The organism is Escherichia sp. WS568, from assembly GCF_046486085.1.
Taxonomy (GTDB): Bacteria; Pseudomonadota; Gammaproteobacteria; order Enterobacterales; family Enterobacteriaceae; genus Escherichia; species Escherichia coli.
Map to the genome: position 1 here is coordinate 109,177 of NZ_JBJQMC010000013.1, position 23,643 is coordinate 132,819.

19 protein-coding genes and 1 pseudogene are annotated in these 23,643 nt (G+C 50.4%); 13 read left to right on the forward strand and 7 right to left on the reverse strand.

Features of this window, described 5'->3' with window-relative positions:
- Positions 1-21 precede the first annotated feature (21 nt).
- The 8 genes from yihU to ompL all read left to right on the forward strand — a co-directional run bounded on the left by yihU (position 22) and on the right by ompL (position 9,965).
- A complete protein-coding gene (gene yihU, locus ACJHWR_RS15705) occupies positions 22-918 on the forward strand; it encodes a sulfolactaldehyde 3-reductase (protein WP_000718902.1) in 897 nt (298 codons plus the stop codon).
- 23 nt (positions 919-941) lie between these two features.
- A complete protein-coding gene (gene yihT, locus ACJHWR_RS15710) occupies positions 942-1,820 on the forward strand; it encodes a sulfofructosephosphate aldolase (protein WP_001046464.1) in 879 nt (292 codons plus the stop codon).
- Between the two features lie 15 nt (positions 1,821-1,835).
- Entirely contained in the window at positions 1,836-3,077 is a 1,242-nt protein-coding gene (yihS, locus tag ACJHWR_RS15715) for a sulfoquinovose isomerase (protein WP_410226705.1), read from the forward strand.
- Positions 3,078-3,195: 118 nt separating this feature from the next.
- Positions 3,196-4,095: an aldose-1-epimerase gene (locus tag ACJHWR_RS15720; RefSeq protein ID WP_001195128.1), complete on the forward strand. Its 900-nt coding sequence runs from the start codon at positions 3,196-3,198 to the stop codon at positions 4,093-4,095.
- A 197-nt stretch (positions 4,096-4,292) separates the two neighbouring features.
- On the forward strand, positions 4,293-6,329 hold the full coding sequence (gene yihQ / locus ACJHWR_RS15725) for a sulfoquinovosidase (RefSeq protein ID WP_000380852.1): 2,037 nt from the start codon (positions 4,293-4,295) through the stop codon (positions 6,327-6,329).
- Between the two features lie 45 nt (positions 6,330-6,374).
- On the forward strand, positions 6,375-7,760 hold the full coding sequence (locus tag ACJHWR_RS15730) for an MFS transporter (protein WP_000018368.1): 1,386 nt from the start codon (positions 6,375-6,377) through the stop codon (positions 7,758-7,760).
- A gap of 42 nt (positions 7,761-7,802) precedes the next feature.
- Positions 7,803-9,206 carry an MFS transporter gene (locus tag ACJHWR_RS15735; protein ID WP_001279700.1) on the forward strand — a complete coding sequence of 468 codons (1,404 nt, stop codon included), beginning with the start codon at positions 7,803-7,805 and terminating at the stop codon, positions 9,204-9,206.
- A 66-nt stretch (positions 9,207-9,272) separates the two neighbouring features.
- Positions 9,273-9,965, forward strand: a complete 693-nt coding sequence (ompL, locus tag ACJHWR_RS15740) for a porin OmpL (RefSeq protein ID WP_012311752.1) — start codon at positions 9,273-9,275, stop codon at positions 9,963-9,965.
- 91 nt (positions 9,966-10,056) lie between these two features.
- Here the strand turns inward: ompL and ACJHWR_RS15745 are convergent, their stop codons facing one another.
- The 4 genes from ACJHWR_RS15745 to typA all read right to left on the reverse strand — a co-directional run bounded on the left by ACJHWR_RS15745 (position 10,057) and on the right by typA (position 15,162).
- On the reverse strand, positions 10,057-11,322 hold the full coding sequence (locus ACJHWR_RS15745; RefSeq protein WP_000956312.1) for an MFS transporter: 1,266 nt from the start codon (positions 11,320-11,322) through the stop codon (positions 10,057-10,059).
- A gap of 101 nt (positions 11,323-11,423) precedes the next feature.
- The gene (locus ACJHWR_RS15750) at positions 11,424-12,404 is read right to left on the reverse strand and encodes a sugar phosphate isomerase/epimerase family protein (RefSeq protein WP_000256411.1); all 981 of its coding nucleotides are present in this window, start codon (positions 12,402-12,404) and stop codon (positions 11,424-11,426) included.
- Between the two features lie 7 nt (positions 12,405-12,411).
- Positions 12,412-13,122, reverse strand: a complete 711-nt coding sequence (locus tag ACJHWR_RS15755) for a GntR family transcriptional regulator (protein WP_000829798.1) — start codon at positions 13,120-13,122, stop codon at positions 12,412-12,414.
- 216 nt (positions 13,123-13,338) lie between these two features.
- A complete protein-coding gene (typA, locus tag ACJHWR_RS15760) occupies positions 13,339-15,162 on the reverse strand; it encodes a ribosome-dependent GTPase TypA (protein ID WP_000570668.1) in 1,824 nt (607 codons plus the stop codon).
- A 372-nt stretch (positions 15,163-15,534) separates the two neighbouring features.
- Here typA and glnA point away from each other — a divergent pair, with 372 nt between their 5' ends.
- From glnA to ACJHWR_RS15780, 4 genes are all read left to right on the forward strand, one after another.
- The gene (gene glnA / locus ACJHWR_RS15765; RefSeq protein WP_001271717.1) at positions 15,535-16,944 is read left to right on the forward strand and encodes a glutamate--ammonia ligase; all 1,410 of its coding nucleotides are present in this window, start codon (positions 15,535-15,537) and stop codon (positions 16,942-16,944) included.
- 173 nt (positions 16,945-17,117) lie between these two features.
- A complete protein-coding gene (gene glnL, locus ACJHWR_RS15770) occupies positions 17,118-18,167 on the forward strand; it encodes a nitrogen regulation protein NR(II) (protein WP_000190575.1) in 1,050 nt (349 codons plus the stop codon).
- Between the two features lie 11 nt (positions 18,168-18,178).
- Positions 18,179-19,588 (forward strand): nitrogen regulation protein NR(I), encoded by a 1,410-nt coding sequence (gene glnG, locus ACJHWR_RS15775; RefSeq protein WP_001188777.1) that lies wholly within the window; start codon positions 18,179-18,181, stop codon positions 19,586-19,588.
- Positions 19,589-19,699: 111 nt separating this feature from the next.
- A complete protein-coding gene (locus ACJHWR_RS15780) occupies positions 19,700-19,810 on the forward strand; it encodes a YshB family small membrane protein (protein WP_000893994.1) in 111 nt (36 codons plus the stop codon).
- A 189-nt stretch (positions 19,811-19,999) separates the two neighbouring features.
- Here the strand turns inward: ACJHWR_RS15780 and hemN are convergent, their stop codons facing one another.
- The 3 genes and pseudogenes from hemN to ACJHWR_RS15795 all read right to left on the reverse strand — a co-directional run bounded on the left by hemN (position 20,000) and on the right by ACJHWR_RS15795 (position 22,356).
- Positions 20,000-21,373: an oxygen-independent coproporphyrinogen III oxidase gene (gene hemN / locus ACJHWR_RS15785; protein WP_000116106.1), complete on the reverse strand. Its 1,374-nt coding sequence runs from the start codon at positions 21,371-21,373 to the stop codon at positions 20,000-20,002.
- A 188-nt stretch (positions 21,374-21,561) separates the two neighbouring features.
- Entirely contained in the window at positions 21,562-22,071 is a 510-nt protein-coding gene (yihI, locus tag ACJHWR_RS15790; RefSeq protein ID WP_001572146.1) for a Der GTPase-activating protein YihI, read from the reverse strand.
- 118 nt (positions 22,072-22,189) lie between these two features.
- Positions 22,190-22,356, reverse strand: a pseudogene (locus ACJHWR_RS15795) (hypothetical protein).
- Positions 22,357-22,652: 296 nt separating this feature from the next.
- On the opposite strand from ACJHWR_RS15795, the gene yihA reads away from it, so the two are divergent.
- Positions 22,653-23,285 carry a ribosome biogenesis GTP-binding protein YihA/YsxC gene (yihA, locus tag ACJHWR_RS15800; RefSeq protein ID WP_000183349.1) on the forward strand — a complete coding sequence of 211 codons (633 nt, stop codon included), beginning with the start codon at positions 22,653-22,655 and terminating at the stop codon, positions 23,283-23,285.
- Positions 23,286-23,643: the final 358 nt, after the last annotated feature.

Here is a 23,643-nt window from a genome sequence, read left to right on the forward strand (position 1 = left end):
CACTGTATTCAGGAGAGGGTTATGGCAGCAATCGCGTTTATCGGTTTAGGACAAATGGGTTCGCCAATGGCGAGCAATTTATTGCAGCAAGGGCATCAACTTCGCGTCTTTGATGTGAACGCCGAAGCTGTGCGGCATCTGGTAGACAAAGGTGCGACTCCCGCCGCCAACCCGGCGCAGGCCGCTAAAGATGCCGAATTTATCATTACCATGTTGCCGAATGGCGATCTGGTGCGCAGCGTGTTGTTCGGTGAAAACGGCGTTTGCGAAAGCTTATCTACCGATGCGCTGGTCATCGATATGTCGACCATCCATCCGCTGCAAACCGATAAATTGATTGCCGATATGCAGGCCAGAGGCTTCAGCATGATGGATGTTCCGGTAGGCCGTACTTCTGCAAATGCCATTACCGGTACTCTGTTACTGCTGGCTGGCGGCACCGCTGAACAAGTTGAACGCGCCACACCGATCCTGATGGCGATGGGCAGCGAGTTGATCAACGCGGGCGGTCCGGGCATGGGGATCCGCGTTAAGCTTATCAACAACTACATGAGCATCGCGCTCAATGCGTTGTCGGCAGAAGCCGCCGTTTTGTGCGAAGCCCTCAATCTTCCCTTCGATGTTGCCGTCAAGGTAATGAGCGGTACTGCCGCCGGTAAAGGCCACTTCACCACTTCCTGGCCGAACAAAGTCCTCAGCGGGGATCTTTCTCCCGCCTTCATGATCGATCTTGCCCATAAGGATCTTGGCATCGCCCTTGATGTCGCCAACCAGTTGCATGTGCCGATGCCACTGGGGGCCGCCTCACGGGAGGTTTATAGCCAGGCGCGCGCAGCGGGTCGCGGTCGCCAGGACTGGTCCGCCATTCTGGAGCAGGTCCGTGTCAGTGCCGGGATGACTGCCAAAGTAAAAATGTAACGACTGGATAAAGGAATAAATGAATGAATAAGTACACCATCAACGACATTACGCGTGCATCGGGCGGTTTTGCCATGCTGGCGGTCGATCAGCGCGAAGCCATGCGCATGATGTTTGCCGCGGCTGGCGCACCCGCTCCAGTAGCCGATAGCGTTTTAACTGATTTCAAAGTTAACGCCGCGAAGACTCTTTCACCTTATGCATCGGCGATTCTGGTAGATCAACAATTCTGCTACCGCCAGGTGGTTGAGCAAAACGCAATTGCCAAAAGCTGCGCCATGATCGTCGCTGCCGATGAATTTATTCCAGGCAACGGTATTCCGGTGGATAGCGTAGTCATTGACCGCAAAATCAACCCGCAACAAATCAAACAAGACGGTGGCAAAGCCTTAAAACTGCTGGTGCTGTGGCGTAGTGATGAAGATGCGCAGCAACGCCTGGATATGGTGAAAGAGTTCAATGAACTGTGCCACTCACACGGTCTGGTGAGCATCATTGAGCCAGTCGTTCGTCCGCCGCGTCGTGGCGATAAATTCGATCGCGAACAAGCAATCATCGATGCAGCCAAAGAGCTGGGTGATAGCGGTGCAGACCTCTACAAAGTTGAAATGCCGCTTTACGGCAAAGGTCCGCAACAAGAGCTTCTCAGTGCTTCACAACGTTTGAATGACCATATCAATATGCCGTGGGTGATCCTCTCTTCCGGTGTCGACGAAAAACTGTTCCCGCGTGCCGTACGCGTGGCAATGACGGCGGGCGCATCGGGATTCCTTGCAGGCCGTGCAGTCTGGGCATCGGTCGTCGGTTTACCAGACAACGAGTTGATGCTGCGTGACGTTTGCGCACCGAAATTACAACAACTTGGCGATATCGTCGACGAAATGATGGCTAAACGCCGTTAAGATGGGGATACAAAAATGAAATGGTTTAACACCTTAAGTCACAACCGTTGGCTGGAACAGGAAACCGATCGCATCTTTGATTTTGGTAAAAATTCCGTGGTGCCGACTGGTTTTGGCTGGTTAGGCAATAAAGGGCAAATCAAAGAAGAGATGGGCACCCATCTGTGGATCACCGCCCGTATGTTACACGTTTATTCCGTTGCTGCGGCGATGGGTCGACCAGGCGCTTACTCGTTGGTTGATCACGGTATCAAAGCCATGAACGGCGCACTGCGCGATAAAAAATATGGCGGCTGGTATGCCTGTGTGAATGACGAGGGCGTGGTGGATGCCTCCAAACAGGGCTATCAACATTTCTTTGCCCTGCTGGGTGCCGCCAGTGCCGTCACAACGGGTCACCCGGAAGCGCGCAAGCTGCTCGATTACACCATTGAAATTATCGAGAAATACTTCTGGAGCGAAGAAGAGCAGATGTGCCTGGAATCCTGGGACGAAGCCTTCAGTAAAACCGAAGAGTACCGCGGCGGCAACGCCAACATGCATGCGGTAGAAGCCTTCTTGATTGTTTATGACGTAACGCATGACAAAAAATGGCTGGATCGTGCGATTCGCGTAGCTTCCGTCATTATCCACGACGTCGCCAGAAATAATCATTATCGCGTTAACGAGCACTTCGATACCCAGTGGAATCCGCTGCCGGATTACAACAAAGATAACCCGGCGCACCGCTTCCGCGCATTCGGAGGCACGCCGGGCCACTGGATCGAGTGGGGTCGTTTAATGCTGCACATCCATGCCGCCCTGGAAGCCCGCGGCGAACAGCCGCCAGCCTGGCTGTTAGAAGATGCCAAAGGTCTGTTCAACGCCACCGTGCGCGATGCCTGGGCGCCCGATGGTGCGGACGGGATTGTTTATACCGTTGACTGGGAAGGAAAACCGGTCGTTCGCGAACGTGTGCGTTGGCCTATCGTCGAGGCGATGGGTACGGCTTACGCGCTCTACACCGTCACCGGCGATCGCCAGTACGAAACCTGGTATCAGACATGGTGGGAGTACTGCATTAAGTACCTGATGGGCTATGAAAATGGTTCCTGGTGGCAGGAGCTGGATGCGGACAATAAGGTCACCACCAAAGTCTGGGACGGCAAACAGGATATTTATCACCTGCTGCATTGCCTGGTGATCCCGCGTATCCCGTTAGCCCCTGGTCTGGCTCCGGCAGTTGCGGCGGGGCTGCTGGACGTGAATGCCAAATAACTGACTGAAAACCCTAACCCTCTCCCCAAAGGGGAGAGGGGACCGCCCGGCGCAGTTTTTTGGTTTGACATCAGCCTCATGGGAGGCTGTATACCGTTTTTTAATTAAGGTACCTCGTATGCAAACCACCAATATGCATTGCAGTGGACAGACCGTTTCACTCACCGCTGGGGATTATCACGCAACTATCGTGACGGTTGGCGCAGGTCTGGCTGAATTAACTTTTCAGGGCTGCCATTTAGTTATTCCGCATAAACCCGAAGAGATGCCGCTGGCACACCTGGGCAAAGTCCTTATTCCCTGGCCTAACCGGATTGCCAACGGCTGTTATCGCTATCAGGGGCAGGAATATCAGTTACCCATTAATGAACATGGTTCAAAAGCCGCTATTCACGGGCTGCTTGCCTGGCGTGACTGGCAAATAAGCGAACAAACCACCACCAGCGTCACATTAACGGCCTTTTTGCCGCCCAGTTACGGCTATCCGTTTATGCTGGCCTCGCAAGTTGTTTATTCGCTCAACGCACGCACGGGCCTTTCCGTTGAGATCGCAAGCCAGAATATCGGCACTGTCGCAGCACCTTATGGTGTGGGTATTCATCCTTATTTAACCTGCAACTTAACGCCTGTTGATGACTATGTATTCCAGCTTCCAGCAGAACAGGTTTATGCCGTCGAGCACGCGAATCCGACAACGCTTCACCACGTTGATGAGCTGGATTTAAATTTCACGCAGGCGAAAAAAATAGCCGCGACAAAAATCGACCACACCTTTAAAACCGCTAATGATCTGTGGGAAATGACCATTACCCATCCACAACAGGTTCTTTCGGTAAGCCTTTGTTCCGATCAACCCTGGGTGCAGGTTTATAGCGGAGAAAAATTACAGCGCCAGGGCCTGGCAGTTGAACCTATGAGTTGCCCGCCTAACGCCTTTAATTCAGGTATCGACTTATTATTACTGGAACCAGGAAAAACGCACCGCCTGTTTTTTAATATTTACGGACAGAGAAAATAACTTGTATTGATTAGCAGTCAAAATCATTGAAGAACATTTCACTCGTAAAGGCAACGTTATGTATCTTCAATTTATTAAGTTAAAAAAAGCTCAGCTTCTGTAAAGTTTATATATATCAGTTTTATGAGAATCATTTTACATAAGCCTGTAATAACGGGAAGGAAACAATCTCGTCCTCAACTCTATGGAGATTATTTATGGATACGCCACGCCCACAGCTATTAGATTTTCAATTTCATCAGAATAACGACAGTTTTACTCTACGTTTTCAAGACCGCCTTATTTTAATCCATAGCAAAGATAATCCTTGCTTATCGATTGGCTCAGGTATAGCGGATATCGATATGTTCCGCGGTAATTTCAGCATTAAAGATAAATTGCAGGAGAAAATTGCGCTTACCGACGCCATCGTCAGCCAGTCACCGGATGGTTGGTTAATCCATTTCAGCCGTGGTTCTGACATTAGCGCCACGCTGCGTATCTCTGCCGACGATCAGGGCCGTTTATTGCTGGAACTACAAAACGACAACCATCACCACAACCGCATCTGGCTGCGTCTTGCCGCACAACCAGAGGACCATATCTACGGCTGCGGCGAACAATTCTCCTACTTTGATCTGCGCGGCAAACCGTTCCCGCTATGGACCAGTGAACAAGGCGTTGGTCGCAACAAACAAACCTATGTCACCTGGCAGGCCGACTGCAAAGAGAACGCGGGCGGCGACTATTACTGGACTTTCTTCCCGCAGCCTACGTTTGTCAGCACGCAGAAGTATTACTGCCATGTTGATAACAGTTGCTATATGAACTTCGACTTTAGTGCCCCGGAATACCATGAACTGGCGCTGTGGGAAGAGAAAGCAACACTGCGTTTTGAATGTGCTGACACATACATCTCCCTGTTAGAAAAATTAACCGCCCTGCTGGGACGCCAGCCAGAACTGCCCGACTGGATTTATGACGGGGTAACGCTCGGCATTCAGGGCGGGACTGAAGTGTGCCAGAAGAAACTGGACACCATGCGTAACGCGGGCGTGAAGGTCAACGGCATCTGGGCGCAGGACTGGTCCGGGATCCGTATGACCTCGTTTGGTAAACGTGTGATGTGGAACTGGAAGTGGAACAGCGAAAACTATCCGCAACTGGATTCGCGTATTAAACAGTGGAACAAAGAAGGCGTGCAGTTCCTCGCCTACATCAACCCGTATGTTGCCAGCGATAAGGACCTCTGCGCCGAGGCGGCTTCACACGGCTATCTGGCAAAAGATGCCTCTGGCGGCGACTATCTGGTGGAGTTTGGCGAGTTCTATGGCGGCGTTGTCGATCTCACCAATCCAGAAGCCTACGCCTGGTTCAAGGAAGTGATCAAAAAGAACATGATTGAACTTGGCTGCGGCGGCTGGATGGCTGACTTCGGCGAGTATCTGCCCACCGACACGTACCTGCATAACGGCGTCAGCGCGGAAATTATGCATAACGCCTGGCCTGCGCTGTGGGCGAAATGTAACTACGAAGCCCTTGAAGAAACAGGCAAGCTCGGCGAGCTCCTCTTCTTTATGCGCGCCGGTTCTACCGGTAGCCAGAAATACTCCACCATGATGTGGGCGGGCGACCAGAACGTTGACTGGAGTCTGGACGATGGACTGGCGTCAGTCGTCCCGGCGGCGCTGTCTCTGGCAATGACCGGACATGGCCTGCATCACAGTGATATTGGCGGTTACACCACCCTGTTTGAGATGAAGCGCAGCAAAGAGCTGCTGCTGCGCTGGTGCGATTTCAGCGCCTTCACGCCGATGATGCGCACCCACGAAGGTAACCGTCCTGGCGACAACTGGCAGTTTGATAGCGACGCGGAAACTATCGCCCATTTTGCCCGTATGACCACCGTCTTCACCACCCTGAAACCTTACCTGAAAGAGGCCGTCGCGCTGAATGCGAAGTCCGGCCTGCCGGTTATGCGCCCGCTGTTCCTGCATTACGAAGACGACGCGCAGACCTACACCCTGAAATATCAGTACCTGTTAGGCCGCGACATTCTGGTCGCTCCGGTGCATGAAGAAGGCCGTAGCGACTGGACGCTCTATCTGCCGGAGGATAACTGGGTCCATGCCTGGACGGGTGAAGCGTTCCGGGGCGGGGAAGTTACCGTTAATGCGCCCATCGGTAAACCGCCGGTCTTTTATCGCGCCGGTAGCGAATGGGCGGCACTGTTCGCCACGTTAAAAAGTATCTAATCATGTCCGCCCGTGGGGAAACTCACGGGCAAAGGGAGAACAACGATGAGTCACATCACAACGGAAGATCCAGCAACTTTACGCCTGCCCTTTAAAGAGAAACTCTCTTACGGTATTGGCGACCTGGCCTCTAACATCCTGCTGGATATTGGTACGCTTTATCTTTTGAAGTTTTATACCGACGTTCTGGGGCTGCCTGGCACCTATGGTGGCATTATCTTTTTGATTTCAAAATTCTTTACTGCGTTTACCGATATGGGAACAGGCATCATGCTGGATTCCCGACGCAAGATCGGCCCAAAAGGCAAGTTCCGTCCTTTTATTCTGTATGCGTCATTCCCGGTCACCCTGCTGGCGATCGCCAACTTTATCGGTACGCCGTTCGATGTCACCGGTAAAACGGTGATGGCCACCATCCTGTTTATGCTTTACGGACTGTTTTTCAGCATGATGAACTGCTCGTATGGCGCGATGGTCCCCGCTATTACTAAAAACCCCAACGAACGTGCATCGCTGGCAGCATGGCGTCAGGGTGGCGCTACATTAGGCCTGCTGCTGTGTACGGTGGGATTCGTGCCGGTTATGAATCTTATCGAAGGTAATCAGCAACTTGGCTATATCTTCGCCGCCACGCTGTTTTCACTGTTCGGCCTGCTGTTTATGTGGATCTGCTACTCGGGCGTGAAAGAGCGTTATGTCGAAACCCAACCTACCAATCCGGCGCAAAAGCCTGGCTTGTTGCAGTCTTTCCGCGCGATTGCTGGTAACCGCCCACTGTTCATTCTGTGTATTGCCAACCTCTGCACTTTAGGGGCGTTTAACGTCAAGCTCGCCATTCAGGTCTATTACACCCAGTACGTGCTCAACGATCCCATCCTGTTGTCATATATGGGATTTTTCAGCATGGGCTGTATTTTCATCGGCGTGTTCCTGATGCCCGGCGCAGTCAGACGTTTTGGTAAGAAGAAGGTCTATATCGGCGGCCTGCTGATTTGGGTGCTTGGCGATCTGCTCAACTATTTCTTTGGCGGCGGTTCGGTCAGCTTCGTGGCGTTCTCCTGCCTGGCATTCTTCGGCTCAGCGTTTGTTAACAGCCTGAACTGGGCGCTGGTTTCCGACACCGTCGAGTACGGCGAGTGGCGCACCGGTGTGCGTTCGGAAGGTACGGTCTACACCGGTTTCACCTTCTTTCGCAAAGTATCTCAGGCGCTGGCAGGTTTCTTCCCAGGCTGGATGCTGACGCAAATCGGCTATGTGCCAAACGTCGCCCAGGCTGACCACACTATCGAAGGGTTGCGCCAACTGATCTTCATCTACCCAAGCGCACTGGCAGTAGTCACCATCGTGGCAATGGGTTGCTTCTACAGTCTGAACGAGAAGATGTACGTCCGCATTGTTGAAGAGATAGAAGCCCGTAAACGCACGGCGTAATTATAATAAACAACGCCCTGCGGGGCGTTATAAGGAGTGATTATGTCTGACCATAATCCACTGACATTAAGACTGAATCTGCGGGAAAAAATCGCCTATGGTATGGGCGACGTCGGTTCGAATTTAATGCTCTGCATCGGTACTCTGTATCTCCTCAAATTTTATACCGATGAATTAGGGATGCCTGCTTACTATGGCGGGATTATCTTTCTGGTGGCGAAGTTTTTTACCGCATTTACCGATATGCTCACCGGATTTTTACTCGACTCGCGGAAAAATATTGGGCCTAAAGGCAAATTTCGTCCCTTTATTTTATATGCAGCGGTTCCGGCGGCGTTAATTGCAACGCTCCAGTTTATCGCCACCACCTTTAGTTTGCCGGTTAAAACGACGATTGCCACCGCACTGTTTATGATGTTTGGACTTTCATACAGTCTGATGAACTGCTCGTATGGTGCGATGATCCCGGCCATTACCAAAAACCCCAATGAGCGCGCGCAGCTCGCGGCTTACCGCCAGGGTGGTGCAACCATAGGGCTATTGATTTGTACCGTGGCGTTTATTCCGTTGCAGTCGCTTTTTTCTGACTCAACCGTCGGTTATGCCTGTGCGGCACTGATGTTCTCCATTGGCGGCTTTATTTTTATGATGCTGTGCTACAGAGGCGTCAAAGAGCATTATGTGGACACCACGCCAACCGGACATAAGGCCAGTATTCTCAAATCATTTTGCGCGATATTTCATAATCCACCTTTGCTGGTATTGTGCATTGCTAACCTGTGTACTCTGGCGGCATTTAATATCAAACTGGCGATTCAGGTCTATTACACCCAGTATGTGCTGAATGATATTAATTTATTGTCGTGGATGGGATTTTTCAGTATGGGATGCATCCTCGTCGGCGTATTACTGGTGCCATTAACTGTAAAATGTTTTGGTAAAAAACAGGTTTATTTAGCTGGCATGGTGCTATGGGCGGTTGGTGATATCCTGAATTATTTCTGGGGAAGTAACTCTTTCACTTTCGTCATGTTCTCTTGTGTCGCCTTTTTTGGCACGGCCTTTGTAAACAGCCTGAACTGGGCACTGGTGCCAGATACCGTAGATTACGGTGAATGGAAAACCGGTATACGTGCCGAAGGTTCTGTTTATACCGGTTATACCTTCTTTCGTAAAATTTCAGCCGCACTTGCTGGCTTCTTGCCAGGCATTATGCTGACGCAAATCGGTTATGTTCCCAACATCGCGCAAAGCGATGCGACATTACAGGGTTTGCGTCAGCTCATTTTTATCTGGCCTTGTGCGCTGGCAATGATTGCTGCATTGACGATGGGGTTCTTTTACACGCTCAATGAGAAACGGTTTGCACTGATTATTGAGGAAATTAACCAACGCAAAAATAAAGAAATTGAGACAGAAGAAAAAACGGCTTCCGTAACGTTATAAATGTCAATAGCCGCTATTTCCATCCTGGTGGGTGGCGGCCTCCCTACGCTTAAAAATGGACTTATTATGAAAAAGATTAATGCAATAATTCTATTATCCTCTCTGACCTCTGCCTCGGTATTTGCTGGCGCATACGTCGAAAACAGGGAGGCATATAATCTCGCCTCCGATCAGGGCGAGGTTATGCTACGTGTGGGTTATAACTTCGATATGGGCGCGGGTATTATGTTAACCAATACCTACACCTTTCAGCGAGAAGATGAACTCAAACATGGATATAACGAAATCGAAGGTTGGTATCCGTTATTCAAACCAACCGATAAATTAACCATCCAGCCCGGTGGCTTAATTAATGATAAGAGTATCGGTTCGGGTGGTGCTGTTTATCTGGATGTTAACTACAAATTTACTCCATGGTTTAACCTGACGGTACGTAATCGTTTTAACCATAATAACTACAGCTCAACCGATTTGAACGGTGATCTGGATAATAATGACAGCTACGAGATTGGCAACTACTGGAACTTTATTATTACCGATAAGTTCTCATATACCTTTGAACCGCATTATTTTTATAACATTAATGATTTCAATAGCAGCAATGGTACGAAGCATCACTGGGAAATCACTAACACCTTCCGTTATCGCATTAATGAGCACTGGTTGCCCTATATTGAATTGCGCTGGTTAGATCGCAACGTAGAGCCGTACCACCGCGAGCAAAACCAGATTCGTATCGGGACGAAGTATTTCTTCTGATGTAAAACTGCCGGATGCGGCGAAAACGCCTTATCCGGCCTACGGTTGATACGGTTTCCGTTGGCCGGATTAAGCCACATCCGGCCATTAATTAAGCTTCAGCCGCCAGCATCTCTTTCTTACGTTGGCTAATACGCTTAACCAGCATTACGGAAACCACCGCACCACAGAATGCGAAGCAGGCCATAATGCCAAACACGATTTTGTAGCCAATAATCCCCGGATTTAAATCCAGAATGTAGCCATACAGACTGAAGCAGAACATCGCCGGGGCGTAACCAATAAAGCTACCCAACGCCATCGCCGCGCCTGTTTTATTTTCAGCAATTTTTGCTTCGCCGATAGGTGCAAAAAATACGGCTCGCTGTGTAAAGACTATCGCGCCAAAGCCCAGCGTACATGCCATCCCTAAATAGACCGGCATACTTTCGTGCGGCAGCATAATCAACAGTACGAGCGCAGCGGTACTGATGATAAAGGTGTAGCATAGATATTTACTCGGCGATTTCAGGATCTTATCTGAAATCATGCCACCAATCGGTCCACCAATCATTTTCAGACAGTATTGGTTAATGATGCCGTAAGCCCCCACCAGCGCAACAGGCAATAGATAGATGTTTTTCAGGAATGGAATGAAGAATGTCAGGCCACAGTAAACCGCGTAAACGAAGAAGACGTTGAAAGCGATAAGCCAGATAGTTTTGTCTTTCAGCACCGAGGTCATACTGGTGTTTTTCGATGCTCCGTCTTCTTTTTTCACCTCAACGGACGGTGCCTCTTCTTTGTCATTCAGAACAAAGAAAATGATAATGCCTACGGCAATCACAATAAGGGAATAGAACCAGATGCCTGCTTTAAAACCCAATAAGCCACTGCCAAACCAGGTAAATACTGCCAACGCAGAAAATGCCACCACGGTATCGACAATGCCACGCCCTGTTTCGAAGAAGCCAAACAACCGACCTTGTTGTTCGCTATTGCCCAATCGACTTACCGACTTGAGCAAGACCGGCCAGTTCATCATGTCGCAAGTAACGCCAAATAGCGCCCAGACAAAGAGGATGCCCCAATACCCCGGCATTGTCGTCAAATAAACACCCAGTAATCCTGTCGCAATGAGTGAGAATGACATGGTGTATCTGCGCGGTAGTTTATCGGCAAAATAAATAGACAGAAAAAAGCCCACTGTCGTGACAAATGAGTTTACCGACATAGCATTACCAATTTGACCATTGGTCAAATGGAAATATTCCTGCATCGGGATATAAAACGCATCTTTCAGCGACGGTAATTTATAAATTGTACCGCCACACAGTGTTAATAGACTAAATAACGCCCATTTCTTTTTCGTGAGCATAACATCCCCTAAGCGATTTTTAAAATCACTGTTTTAAAGGCAATAAGATACCGACCATTCATATGGAATGGTTTTATTAACAGCGTATGAGTTAAAACTTATTAGTGGTTCAGAAGATGGTTTGCCTCTTGTTTGATTTGTTGTAGTACGTTACGCACATGATTTATCTGATTAATTGCATCTTCTTTTTCTTTACGTAACCGCGCATCCAGTAAATGATTTTCTGGCAATGGTGTTTCACTCATCTGGCGATAAGGGATCCACGGATTATCATCTTCGTCTTCAAAGCGGAACGCCGGCGCATAGTAATCAACCTCTTCTTCCAGGCCATATGCCGTCACCTGCGGCTCATCATCACCCAGGCAGATAAGGTGCGTTAATAACGCTTTGAACGGCATATCACCCTGACCTGAAATACAGGCTTTATGACCCAGGCCACCCTCTTCTTTAACGATCAAGGCATCTTTGATATGGACCTGGGTAATATGCGGTGCCATCGTTTTTAAAGCGTCGATGGGATGCTCATTTGCATTGATCATGTTCGCAAAATCAAACAGTAAGGAAAGAGATTCCATCTCACTTTCTTTGACCAGCGACACCAGCTCATGGCTTTTTAAATCTTCATGCTGTTCGATCGTAAAAGTCAGGCCGCTGTCCTGATACGTTTCTCGTACATAGGCAATGTCGTTAGCGATAATCGATAATACATCGCGCAAATTACCTTCATAACGCGGATAAAAACGTACGGAGGATGCCCCAGTTTTCAACGCGATGGCGACGGCTTCGTCAATAGATTTTTTATCTGAGGCGCTGGTTTCAATATGAATATCAAGGTTCAGACGGCGGGCTTTATCCCCAAAGGCAGAGAGTTCTTTATCGTCCATATTACCAAGAGAAAAACGCTCTCCATCCAGAACATGGATTTTGACGCCACGTAGATTATTTTCACTTGCGATATCAAGTAAATCAGCAGGCAACACTCTTTCCAGTCGCATATTTAAATGAAAGGCATAAGCATGTAAATAAAGAGGAAGAGTGTCGACACGTTGTAGAATCTTTCTTGCGTTATTTATTGTCACCATAAAACACCTACAGATTAATGATGAGGTCTACGGCCTCAAATCGCCAATATTCAATATCTATCTGGACAATATTGCCCTGCTGGTCGGCGCGATGCTTTTCAATTAAGATCGCTGGCATACCCGCAGAACCGCCAAGATACTTGCTGATATCGCCCGGCATTCTGACGGGTTTGAAAATCAATTTTTTTACTACCGTCTCTTTTTGGTAGCACTTTTCCCAGACTGCAGAAAATGAGTGGTTTTCAAGTTGTTCAATAAAACCCGGGGCAACTTCAGGATTAATATATGTTTCGTGATAGAAAACTTTATGTCCTTCCAGCGCCCCCCAGCCGGTGATGCGATAGAGTTCAGTTGATGGTGTCACTGCAATCAGTGGCGCGAGCGTCTCGGGAATATCGCTGGTACGGTTTTTCTCGGTAAACCCCCAGGAAGGCTCTCGTCCTTGCTCAATTGCGGCCCGCTGAAAGCTCGCTGACAGCTCCGGACTGTAATTAAATCGCGGCTGGGTCACGAACCACCCCTTACGATCCTTACGGAAGATTTTGGATTCTGCCTCGAGGTTCAACAACGCCTGGCGCAGCGTCATACGTTTAATGCCCAGCAGTTCTCCCAGCTCTCTTTCTGAAGGGAGTTTTCCACCCGGCGTGGTGATGCCATCTTTCAACCACCGATCCAGTTTCTCTTTTGCATTTTCTACGGTGGATTGATTCTCCGCCATTGTTTAATCCTTTTGGTTTAAACCAGATGAAGCATCTTACGCTTACGCCAAAAAAGAAAGCAATTAACGGTGTATGACTTTGCAGATAATTGTGACAAAGCTCTCTATTGACGTAATCACAGACTTATAAGGGAGATACTCGCATTGGTGTGCGCTCACGACAGGTAAAAAAAAACCTGCCAGCGATGGCAGGTTTTTTATAACTAAAAAACGAAATTAATCGTCTTTCGGTGCGCGGTTGGCGCGACGACGATCGTTTTCCGTCAGGTGACGTTTACGAATACGGATAGAGGTCGGAGTCACTTCTACCAGTTCGTCATCATCGATGAACTCCAGAGCTTGTTCCAGAGTCATGCGGATAGGCGGAACCAGAACAACGGCTTCGTCAGTACCGGAAGCACGCATGTTGGTCAGTTTCTTACCGGTCAGGCAGTTTACAGTCAGGTCGTTAGAGCGGCTATGAATACCGATAATCTGACCTTCGTAAACTTCTGCACCGTGACCGAGGAACAGCTTACCGCGATCTTGCAGACCGAACAGCGCGAACGCGACCGCTTTACCCTGACCGTTAGAGATCAGTACGCCGTTCTGACGCTGACCCACTTCACCCGGACGTACGTCGTCGTAGTGGCTGAAGGTGGAGTACAGCAGACCAGTACCGGAAGTCATGGTCATGAACTCAGAACGGAAGCCAATCAGACCACGGCTTGGGATCACGTAGTCGAGACGTACGCGGCCTTTACCGTCTGGATTCATGTTTTTCAGGTCGCCTTTACGTTCGCCCAGCGCCTGCATTACAGAACCCTGATGCTGTTCTTCAACGTCCAGAGTCACGTTTTCATACGGCTCTTGTTTACGACCGTCGATTTCACGGAAGATAACTTTCGGACGGGATACCGCCAGTTCGAAACCTTCACGACGCATGTTTTCGATCAGAACAGACAGGTGCAGTTCGCCACGACCAGAAACGCGGAACGCATCGGCGTCTTCGGTTTCTTCTACGCGCAGCGCAACGTTGTGTACCAGTTCTTTGTTCAGACGATCCAGGATCTGACGAGACGTTACGAACTTACCTTCTTTACCGCAGAACGGCGAGGTGTTAACGCAGAAGAACATAGAAACGGTCGGCTCATCAACGGAGAGTGCCGGCAGCGCTTCAACGTTTTGCGTGTCGCAAACGGTGTCAGAAATGTTCAGTTCGCCAAGGCCCGTGATCGCAACGATATCGCCAGCTTCCGCCAGATCGGTTTCGATACGTTCCAGACCGAGGTGGCCCAGCACTTTACCGACTTTCGCGTTGCGGGTTTTGCCTTCGCTATCGATGATAGTGACCTGCTGGTTCGGCTTCACTTTACCGCGCTTGATGCGGCCAATGCCGATAACGCCAACATAGCTGTTGTAATCGAGCTGAGAAATCTGCATCTGGAACGGACCGTCAAGGTCAACGTCCGGCGCAGGAACGTGGTCAACAATCGCCTGGTACAGCGGGGTCATGTCTTCCGCCATATCTTCGTGGTCCAGACCCGCGATACCGTTCAGCGCAGAAGCGTAAACGATCGGGAAGTCCAGCTGCTCGTCGGTCGCGTCGAGGTTAACGAACAGATCGAATACCTGATCCACAACCCAATCAGGACGCGCGCCAGGGCGGTCAACTTTGTTGATAACAACAATCGGCTTCAGGCCGTAAGCAAACGCTTTTTTGGTTACGAAGCGCGTTTGCGGCATCGGGCCGTCAAATGCGTCAACCACCAGCAGCACTGAATCTACCATGGACATTACACGTTCAACTTCACCACCGAAGTCGGCGTGCCCCGGGGTATCAACGATGTTGATACGGTAATCATTCCATTTGATAGCGGTGTTTTTCGCGAGGATGGTAATCCCACGCTCTTTCTCCAAATCGTTGGAGTCCATCACGCGCTCTTGGGTTTCGGCACGAGAGTCGAACGTACCGGATTGTTGGAGCAGCTTGTCTACCAGGGTGGTTTTACCATGGTCTACGTGCGCGATGATGGCGATATTACGCAATTTTTCGATCACAACTTTGCCTCAGGCATTAGAAATAGCGCGTTATTGTACACGGATTAATCGCACTACAAAACAGGATCACAAACATCCTCCGCAAACAAGTATTGCAGAGTCCCTTTGTGATCGCTTTCACGGAGCATAAAAAGGGTTATCCAAAGGTCATTGCACCAATATGGTGCTTAATGTTTCCATTGAAGCACTATATTGGTGCAACATTCACATCATGGTGCAGCCCTTTTGCACGATGTTAAGCATGATAACGCCTTTTAGGGGCAATTTAAAAGTTGGCACAGTTTTCGCTTTATCTTTTTTACGGCGACACGGCCAAAATAATTGCAGATTTCGTTACCACGACGACCATGACCAATCCAGGAGAGTTAAAGTATGTCCGCTGAACACGTACTGACGATGCTGAACGAGCACGAAGTGAAGTTTGTTGATTTGCGCTTCACCGATACCAAAGGTAAAGAACAGCACGTCACTATCCCTGCTCATCAGGTGAATGCCGAATTCTTCGAAGAAGGCAAAATGTTTGACGGCTCCTCGATTGGCGGCTGGAAAGGCATTAATGAATCCGATATGGTGCTGATGCCAGACGCATCCACCGCAGTGATTGACCCGTTCTTCGCCGATTCTACCCTGATTATCCGTTGCGACATCCTTGAACCTGGCACCCTGCAAGGCTATGACCGTGACCCGCGCTCTATTGCGAAGCGCGCCGAAGATTACCTGCGTTCTACTGGCATTGCCGACACCGTACTGTTCGGGCCAGAACCTGAATTCTTCCTGTTCGATGACATCCGTTTCGGATCGTCTATCTCCGGTTCCCACGTTGCTATCGACGATATCGAAGGTGCATGGAACTCCTCCACCCAATACGAAGGTGGTAACAAAGGTCACCGTCCGGCAGTGAAAGGCGGTTACTTCCCGGTTCCGCCGGTAGACTCTGCTCAGGATATTCGTTCTGAAATGTGTCTGGTGATGGAACAGATGGGTCTGGTGGTTGAAGCCCATCACCACGAAGTAGCGACTGCTGGTCAGAACGAAGTGGCTACCCGCTTCAATACCATGACCAAAAAAGCTGACGAAATTCAGATCTACAAATATGTTGTGCACAACGTAGCGCACCGCTTCGGTAAAACTGCGACCTTTATGCCAAAACCGATGTTCGGTGATAACGGTTCCGGTATGCACTGCCACATGTCGCTGTCTAAAAACGGCGTCAACCTGTTCGCAGGCGACAAATACGCAGGTCTGTCTGAGCAGGCGCTGTACTATATTGGCGGCGTAATCAAACACGCGAAAGCGATTAATGCCCTGGCAAACCCGACCACCAACTCTTACAAGCGTCTGGTCCCGGGCTACGAAGCACCGGTAATGCTGGCTTACTCTGCGCGTAACCGTTCTGCGTCTATCCGTATTCCGGTGGTTTCTTCTCCGAAAGCACGTCGTATCGAAGTACGTTTCCCGGACCCGGCGGCTAACCCGTACCTGTGTTTTGCTGCCCTGCTGATGGCCGGTCTTGACGGTATCAAGAACAAGATCCATCCGGGCGAAGCCATGGACAAAAACCTGTATGACCTGCCGCCGGAAGAAGCGAAAGAGATCCCACAGGTTGCTGGTTCTCTGGAAGAAGCACTGAACGAACTGGATCTGGACCGCGAGTTCCTGAAAGCCGGTGGCGTGTTCACTGATGAAGCGATCGATGCGTACATCGCTCTGCGTCGCGAAGAAGATGACCGTGTGCGTATGACTCCGCATCCGGTAGAGTTTGAGCTGTACTACAGCGTCTAATAGTTGAAGTTGTACTACCCGGCGCAACAACGCTGGGATTTAGTTGCCGTGGAAACTTTCAGCCCATCTCTGCATGGGCTTTTTTCTCCGTCAATTCTCTGATGCTTCGCGCTTTTTATCCGTAAAAAGCTATAATGCACTAAAATGGTGCAACCTGTTCAGGAGACTGCTTTATGGCAACAGGCACGCAGCCCGATGCTGGGCAGATCCTCAACTCGCTGATTAACAGTATTTTGTTAATTGATGACAATCTGGCGATCCATTACGCCAACCCCGCCGCGCAACAACTGCTCGCCCAAAGCTCCCGCAAATTGTTTGGTACGCCGTTACCGGAACTGTTGAGCTACTTCTCATTAAATATCGAGCTGATGCAAGAAAGTCTGGAGGCGGGGCAAGGCTTTACCGATAACGAAGTGACGCTGGTCATCGACGGGCGCTCGCATATCCTTTCTGTGACGGCTCAGCGTATGCCGGACGGCATGATCCTGCTGGAGATGGCACCGATGGATAACCAGCGCCGCTTAAGTCAGGAACAGCTACAGCACGCCCAGCAGGTTGCTGCCCGTGATTTAGTGCGCGGCCTGGCACATGAGATTAAAAATCCGCTTGGCGGTTTACGTGGCGCGGCGCAGCTGCTCAGCAAAGCATTACCTGACCCGTCACTACTCGAATATACCAAAGTGATTATCGAACAGGCGGACCGGCTGCGAAATCTGGTCGACCGTCTGTTGGGGCCGCAGCTGCCCGGTACGCGTATTACCGAAAGTATTCACAAAGTGGCTGAACGCGTGGTGACGCTGGTGTCGATGGAACTGCCGAGCAACGTGCGGTTGATTCGGGATTACGACCCCAGCCTGCCGGAACTGGCGCACGACCCGGATCAAATTGAACAGGTCTTGCTGAATATTGTGCGCAATGCGCTACAGGCGCTGGGGCCGGAGGGTGGTGAAATCATTCTGCGTACCCGCACCGCGTTTCAACTGACCTTACACGGCGAGCGTTATCGGCTGGCGGCGCGAATTGATGTGGAAGATAACGGGCCAGGTATTCCGCCTCATTTGCAGGATACGCTGTTTTACCCGATGGTCAGCGGCCGCGAAGGTGGCACCGGGCTTGGCTTATCCATCGCCCGTAATTTGATTGATCAGCATTCAGGCAAAATTGAATTTACCAGTTGGCCAGGTCATACCGAGTTCTCGGTTTACCTGCCTATCAGGAAATAAAGGTGACGTTTATGCAACGAGGGATAGTCTGGGTAGTCGATGACGATAGTTCCATCCGTTGGGTGCTTGAACGTGCGCTCGCTGGAGCGGGTTTAACCTGTACGACATTTGAGAACGGCGCGGAAGTACTGGAGGCGCTGGCGAGCAAAACGCCGGATGTGCTGCTTTCAGATATCCGTATGCCGGGAATGGACGGGCTGGCGCTGCTCAAGCAGATTAAACAGCGCCATCCGATGCTTCCGGTCATCATTATGACCGCACATTCCGATCTGGATGCTGCCGTCAGCGCCTATCAACAAGGGGCGTTTGATTATCTGCCCAAACCGTTTGATATCGACGAAGCCGTCGCGCTGGTTGAGCGCGCCATCAGTCATTACCAGGAACAGCAGCAGCCGCGTAATGTTCAGCTTAACGGCCCAACGACCGATATCATCGGCGAAGCGCCAGCCATGCAGGACGTGTTCCGTATTATCGGTCGGCTTTCGCGTTCTTCTATTAGCGTGCTGATTAACGGCGAATCCGGCACCGGTAAAGAACTGGTCGCTCATGCCCTGCATCGCCACAGTCCGCGAGCCAAAGCGCCATTTATCGCGCTGAATATGGCTGCTATCCCGAAGGATTTGATCGAATCAGAACTGTTTGGTCACGAGAAAGGCGCATTTACCGGCGCGAATACCATTCGTCAGGGGCGTTTTGAACAGGCTGATGGCGGTACATTATTCCTCGATGAAATTGGCGATATGCCGCTGGATGTGCAGACGCGTTTGCTGCGCGTGCTGGCAGACGGTCAGTTTTATCGCGTTGGCGGCTATGCGCCGGTGAAAGTGGATGTGCGGATTATCGCTGCCACTCACCAGAATCTTGAACAGCGGGTGCAGGAAGGTAAGTTCCGTGAGGATCTGTTCCACCGCCTGAACGTTATCCGCGTTCATCTGCCGCCATTGCGTGAGCGTCGGGAAGATATTCCCCGTCTGGCACGCCATTTTTTACAGGTTGCCGCGCGCGAACTGGGCGTAGAAGCGAAGTTGCTGCATCCGGAAACCGAAGCCGCGCTGACGCGCCTGGCGTGGCCAGGCAACGTGCGCCAGCTGGAAAACACCTGTCGCTGGCTAACGGTGATGGCCGCCGGGCAGGAAGTGTTGATTCAGGATTTGCCCGGTGAACTGTTTGAATCAACGGTTGCGGAGAGTACTTCGCAAATGCAACCGGACAGTTGGGCGACACTTTTAGCGCAGTGGGCAGACAGAGCGCTGCGTTCCGGTCATCAAAACCTGCTTTCCGAAGCGCAGCCTGAGCTGGAGCGGACGTTACTGACGACCGCGTTGCGACATACGCAGGGGCATAAACAGGAAGCGGCGCGGCTACTCGGCTGGGGCCGCAACACCCTGACGCGTAAGTTAAAAGAGCTAGGGATGGAGTGATTCACGGCTTGTGAGTAAAGATTGATTATTGAGCGCAAATTGCTGGTATTTTGCGCTTTACTGTTCCGATAAGTTCAGTATGATCTTGCCCGGAAAACGGGGAGAGTCATTATGCTGGAATCAATAATTAATCTGGTATCGAGTGGCGCAGTTGACAGCCACACACCACAAACTGCCGTTGCTGCCGTGCTGTGTGCCGCGATGATTGGGCTGTTTAGTTGAGTTTCAGATTGCTGATGAAGTGCTCTTTGTTCATGCCGGATGCGGCGTGAACGCCTTATCCGGCCTGCAAAAGCAATATTTTCAACAGGTTTTGTAGGCCTGATAAGCGTAGCGCATCAGGCAATCTTGTTCTCAGCACATTGATGGCGCTTTCGTTTTCTACTTTGTAAACGAAGCGCCATTCACTATTTAAATCACCCGTGAGAACTGCTGCATCCGCGCTTTCTGGCGCAGATAGGTATCAAAGCACATGCAAATGTTGCGGATCAGCAAGCGACCTTTCGCCGTCACCTGAATCCCCTTCTCATCCACATCCACCAGCCCATCTTTTGCTAACGGGGCGAGCAGCTTGAGATCTTCCGCAAAGTAATCAGCGAAGTGCAAATCCCACTGTTGCTCAATGGGAGCGTAATCCAGACGGAAGTTGCAGATGAGCGACTTAATCACATCGCGGCGAATACAGTCATCACGCGTTAGCGCAATACCACGCCACAGCGCGTTGCCTTGTTCATCCACTTGCTGATAGTAGTGCTTCAACTCTTTCTGGTTCTGCGCGTAGCAGTCGCCAATCATACTGATGGCGGAAACGCCCATCCCCAGCAGATCGGTATCGCCCTGAGTGGTGTAGCCCTGGAAGTTACGATGCAGCACGCCTTCACGCTGGGCCACCGCCAGCTCGTCATCCGGGCGGGCAAAGTGATCCATCCCGATAAACTGATAGCCCGATTGCGTCAGGAAGGCAATGGTTTCCTGCAGGATATCGAGTTTTTGCTGCGGACTCGGCAGGTCAGCATCTTTGATTTTGCGCTGAGCAGCAAAAATGGTCGGCAAATGCGCGTAGTTAAAGACGCTCAGACGATCGGGGTTCAGCTCCGCCACACGTTTCAGGGTAAAGGCAAAACTTTCCGGCGTCTGTTTCGGCAGACCGTAAATCAGGTCGATGTTGGTGGAGGTAAAGCCAATCTCACGCGCATGGTTAAGCAGTGCAAAGATGAACTCTTCATCCTGCTCGCGGTTAACCAGACGCTGTACTTCTTTGTTGAAGTCCTGCACGCCCATGCTCAGGCGATTAAAGTCCTCGGCGCGTAAATGATCGAGTACATCCAGTTCGATTTCGCGCGGATCGACTTCGATCGAAATCTCCGCATCGGCATTGAACTGGAAGTTTTCGCGCAGCAGCTTCATCAGACGGCTGATTTGCGCTTTGTTCAGATACGTCGGCGTACCACCGCCCCAGTGCAGCTGGCTCACCTTGCGCCCGGCAAAAAGCGGTGCACGATGGACGATTTCTTGCTCCAGCGCGTCCAGATACTGATCGGCCTTGTGCTGCTGGCGAGTAACTATCTTATTGCAACCGCAGAAGTAACAAAGCTTATGGCAGAACGGAATATGTACGTAGAGAGATAATGGACGCTCAGGATAGCGCGCCACGGCTTGTAAAAACGCCTGTTCGCCGAAGTCTTCTGAAAACTCCAGCGCGGTCGGGTACGAGGTGTATCGTGGCCCGGAATAGTTATATTTCTGGATCAGGGCCAGATCCCAGTCGATTTGCTGTACAGACATGCTCACTCCTTCCGATGGCGTCTCTGGCGGCTACGGCGTACCGGCGGATGCCCGTTTCGGGTCATCAGCCGGTTGCGCAGCCACTTTTGTCGCCGCGACAACCGCTGTAGTTTAACGAATAACCACACCAGATAACATATAACCGGAAGGGTTATCAGCAGAACGGGAAGGCCCACGGCGGCAATCCGTTAGTTGCCCCGCAGCAGACGCATCATGTCTTCTTGCTTCTCGTCTTCTTCCTCTTCTTCGTCATCGTCATAAGAGAGGCCGAGTTTCTGCATCAACTCATCAATACGATCCAGTTTAGCATCCACCCAGGATTGCTCTTCGGCGCTCAGGGTTTCGCCTGCTTCCAGACGTTCCAGCAGCGCATCCAGACGCTCATCCGTTTCCAGTAATTCCAACTCCGCCTGCGGTGAAAGCATAGGTTTCTCACTCTTCGGTTTGTGCTGTTTGGTGACTTTTTCAGTCACGCCCAATGGAATAGGGGTTTTACTGCCAATACGTGGATCTTTTGGTGCGTTCTGGCCTTTGCTGCCTGACGAGGTGTTACCGCCCGCTGCGCGGCTGCCCGGCGCATGACCACGACGTTTTTTCTGACGCTTACGGTCACGAGCTTCCTGATCCAGCTCCTCGCGTGTTTTTCGACGCGCTTTTGCATGACCTTTGCTGCGTGAGTTTGAAGATGATGGTTTCATAATGGTTCGTCTTTTAGCCGTTTTATTCAGTATAGATTTGCGGCGGAATCTAACAGAAAGCAAGCAAAGAAAAAAGGCGACAGATTACTCTGTCGCCTTTTTTCCTGACTCATAACCCTTAACGGGTCTTACAATCCTTGCAGGCCGCCAACACACCCTGTTTTTCCATTAGCCGGAACAATCCGTGTTGATTCCATTTCCGTTTAATTACGTCTCCGGACGTTTGTCTTCCTGACAATCCTCTGTCTTCGCCTCCTGGCGCTCCTGACCCTCATCCTGAGTCATTGTTCCTGTTAGCGTCCTCGCTCTATGGGTGCTACTTTACGCCTTTGCTTTAAACAAACAATCAACCGCCATCAGTATTTGCACATTTTCAGAGTTTTATATAAAAGCAATTAACTGATTTATATAGCTTATTTGACATGCGTCGCAGAATTTTCTCTGCTATTTCGCATAAAGACTATCGGCAATGTCTCACAAAGCGTATGGCTTTTACTTACAACGCTCACGCCGAAAAATCCGCCTTTTATTATGGTTCAGGTATAATCGCCGCAAAGCTTTGACTGACGGAGACGACCGCTTTGACTAATTTGAATTATCAACAGACGCATTTTGTGATGAGTGCGCCTGATATTCGCCACCTACCTTCCGATACCGGAATTGAAGTGGCTTTTGCAGGCCGTTCCAACGCAGGTAAATCCAGCGCGCTGAACACGCTGACTAACCAGAAAAGCCTGGCGCGGACCTCAAAAACCCCAGGGCGCACCCAGCTTATCAACCTGTTTGAAGTGGCTGACGGCAAGCGTCTGGTTGACTTGCCTGGGTACGGTTATGCGGAAGTCCCGGAAGAGATGAAGCGCAAATGGCAGCGCGCGCTCGGCGAGTACCTCGAAAAACGTCAGAGCCTGCAAGGTCTGGTGGTGCTAATGGATATTCGCCATCCGCTGAAAGATTTGGATCAGCAGATGATTGAGTGGGCGGTAGACAGCAATATCGCCGTGCTGGTGCTGCTGACCAAAGCGGACAAACTGGCAAGCGGCGCACGTAAAGCGCAATTGAATATGGTGCGTGAAGCGGTGCTGGCGTTTAACGGTGATGTGCAGGTTGAAACCTTCTCTTCACTGAAGAAACAAGGCGTGGACAAGCTGCGGCAGAAACTGGATACCTGGTTTAGCGAGATGCAGCCTGTAGAAGAAACGCAGGACGGCGAATAATTTTCTTGCCTTAATGCTTGTGCCGGATGTGGCGTATCCGGCCCGTAAATTCAATAGATTACACTTCTACCGTTGGCCTGATAAACATGGCGCATCAGGCATTACGGATCTTTTCTTTCGCCCAATAAAAAACGCCCCAGTCATTACTGACTGGGGCGGCTAAAATATTCAGCCAAATCCGATTACGTGAAGTAAAAGGTCTGAAAGATAGAACATCTTACCTCTGTACCCTACGCGACTAACTTTACTCTTTTTTGTTCAGTTCAGAAAGCACTTTTTGTAATTTTTTTTCAGTTGTTGCATAGGAATTTCTAATAGCCATCACAAAACGTGACAGCTTATGTTGCTTACTTACGAA

What these genes read in the sequence shown, in the direction of transcription:
- yihS (WP_410226705.1), top strand. Translation starts at nt 1,836, where the DNA reads ATGAAATGGTTTAACACCTTAAGTCACAACCGTTGGCTGGAACAGGAA.
- ACJHWR_RS15730 (WP_000018368.1), top strand. Translation starts at nt 6,375, where the DNA reads ATGAGTCACATCACAACGGAAGATCCAGCAACTTTACGCCTGCCCTTT.
- yihQ (WP_000380852.1), top strand. Translation starts at nt 4,293, where the DNA reads ATGGATACGCCACGCCCACAGCTATTAGATTTTCAATTTCATCAGAAT.
- yihI (WP_001572146.1), bottom strand. Translation starts at nt 22,071, where the DNA reads ATGAAACCATCATCTTCAAACTCACGCAGCAAAGGTCATGCAAAAGCG.
- ACJHWR_RS15745 (WP_000956312.1), bottom strand. Translation starts at nt 11,322, where the DNA reads ATGCTCACGAAAAAGAAATGGGCGTTATTTAGTCTATTAACACTGTGT.
- ACJHWR_RS15780 (WP_000893994.1), top strand. Translation starts at nt 19,700, where the DNA reads ATGCTGGAATCAATAATTAATCTGGTATCGAGTGGCGCAGTTGACAGC.
- ACJHWR_RS15720 (WP_001195128.1), top strand. Translation starts at nt 3,196, where the DNA reads ATGCAAACCACCAATATGCATTGCAGTGGACAGACCGTTTCACTCACC.
- ACJHWR_RS15750 (WP_000256411.1), bottom strand. Translation starts at nt 12,404, where the DNA reads ATGGTGACAATAAATAACGCAAGAAAGATTCTACAACGTGTCGACACT.
- hemN (WP_000116106.1), bottom strand. Translation starts at nt 21,373, where the DNA reads ATGTCTGTACAGCAAATCGACTGGGATCTGGCCCTGATCCAGAAATAT.
- yihT (WP_001046464.1), top strand. Translation starts at nt 942, where the DNA reads ATGAATAAGTACACCATCAACGACATTACGCGTGCATCGGGCGGTTTT.
- glnL (WP_000190575.1), top strand. Translation starts at nt 17,118, where the DNA reads ATGGCAACAGGCACGCAGCCCGATGCTGGGCAGATCCTCAACTCGCTG.
- glnA (WP_001271717.1), top strand. Translation starts at nt 15,535, where the DNA reads ATGTCCGCTGAACACGTACTGACGATGCTGAACGAGCACGAAGTGAAG.
- ACJHWR_RS15735 (WP_001279700.1), top strand. Translation starts at nt 7,803, where the DNA reads ATGTCTGACCATAATCCACTGACATTAAGACTGAATCTGCGGGAAAAA.
- glnG (WP_001188777.1), top strand. Translation starts at nt 18,179, where the DNA reads ATGCAACGAGGGATAGTCTGGGTAGTCGATGACGATAGTTCCATCCGT.
- ACJHWR_RS15755 (WP_000829798.1), bottom strand. Translation starts at nt 13,122, where the DNA reads ATGGCGGAGAATCAATCCACCGTAGAAAATGCAAAAGAGAAACTGGAT.
- yihU (WP_000718902.1), top strand. Translation starts at nt 22, where the DNA reads ATGGCAGCAATCGCGTTTATCGGTTTAGGACAAATGGGTTCGCCAATG.
- ompL (WP_012311752.1), top strand. Translation starts at nt 9,273, where the DNA reads ATGAAAAAGATTAATGCAATAATTCTATTATCCTCTCTGACCTCTGCC.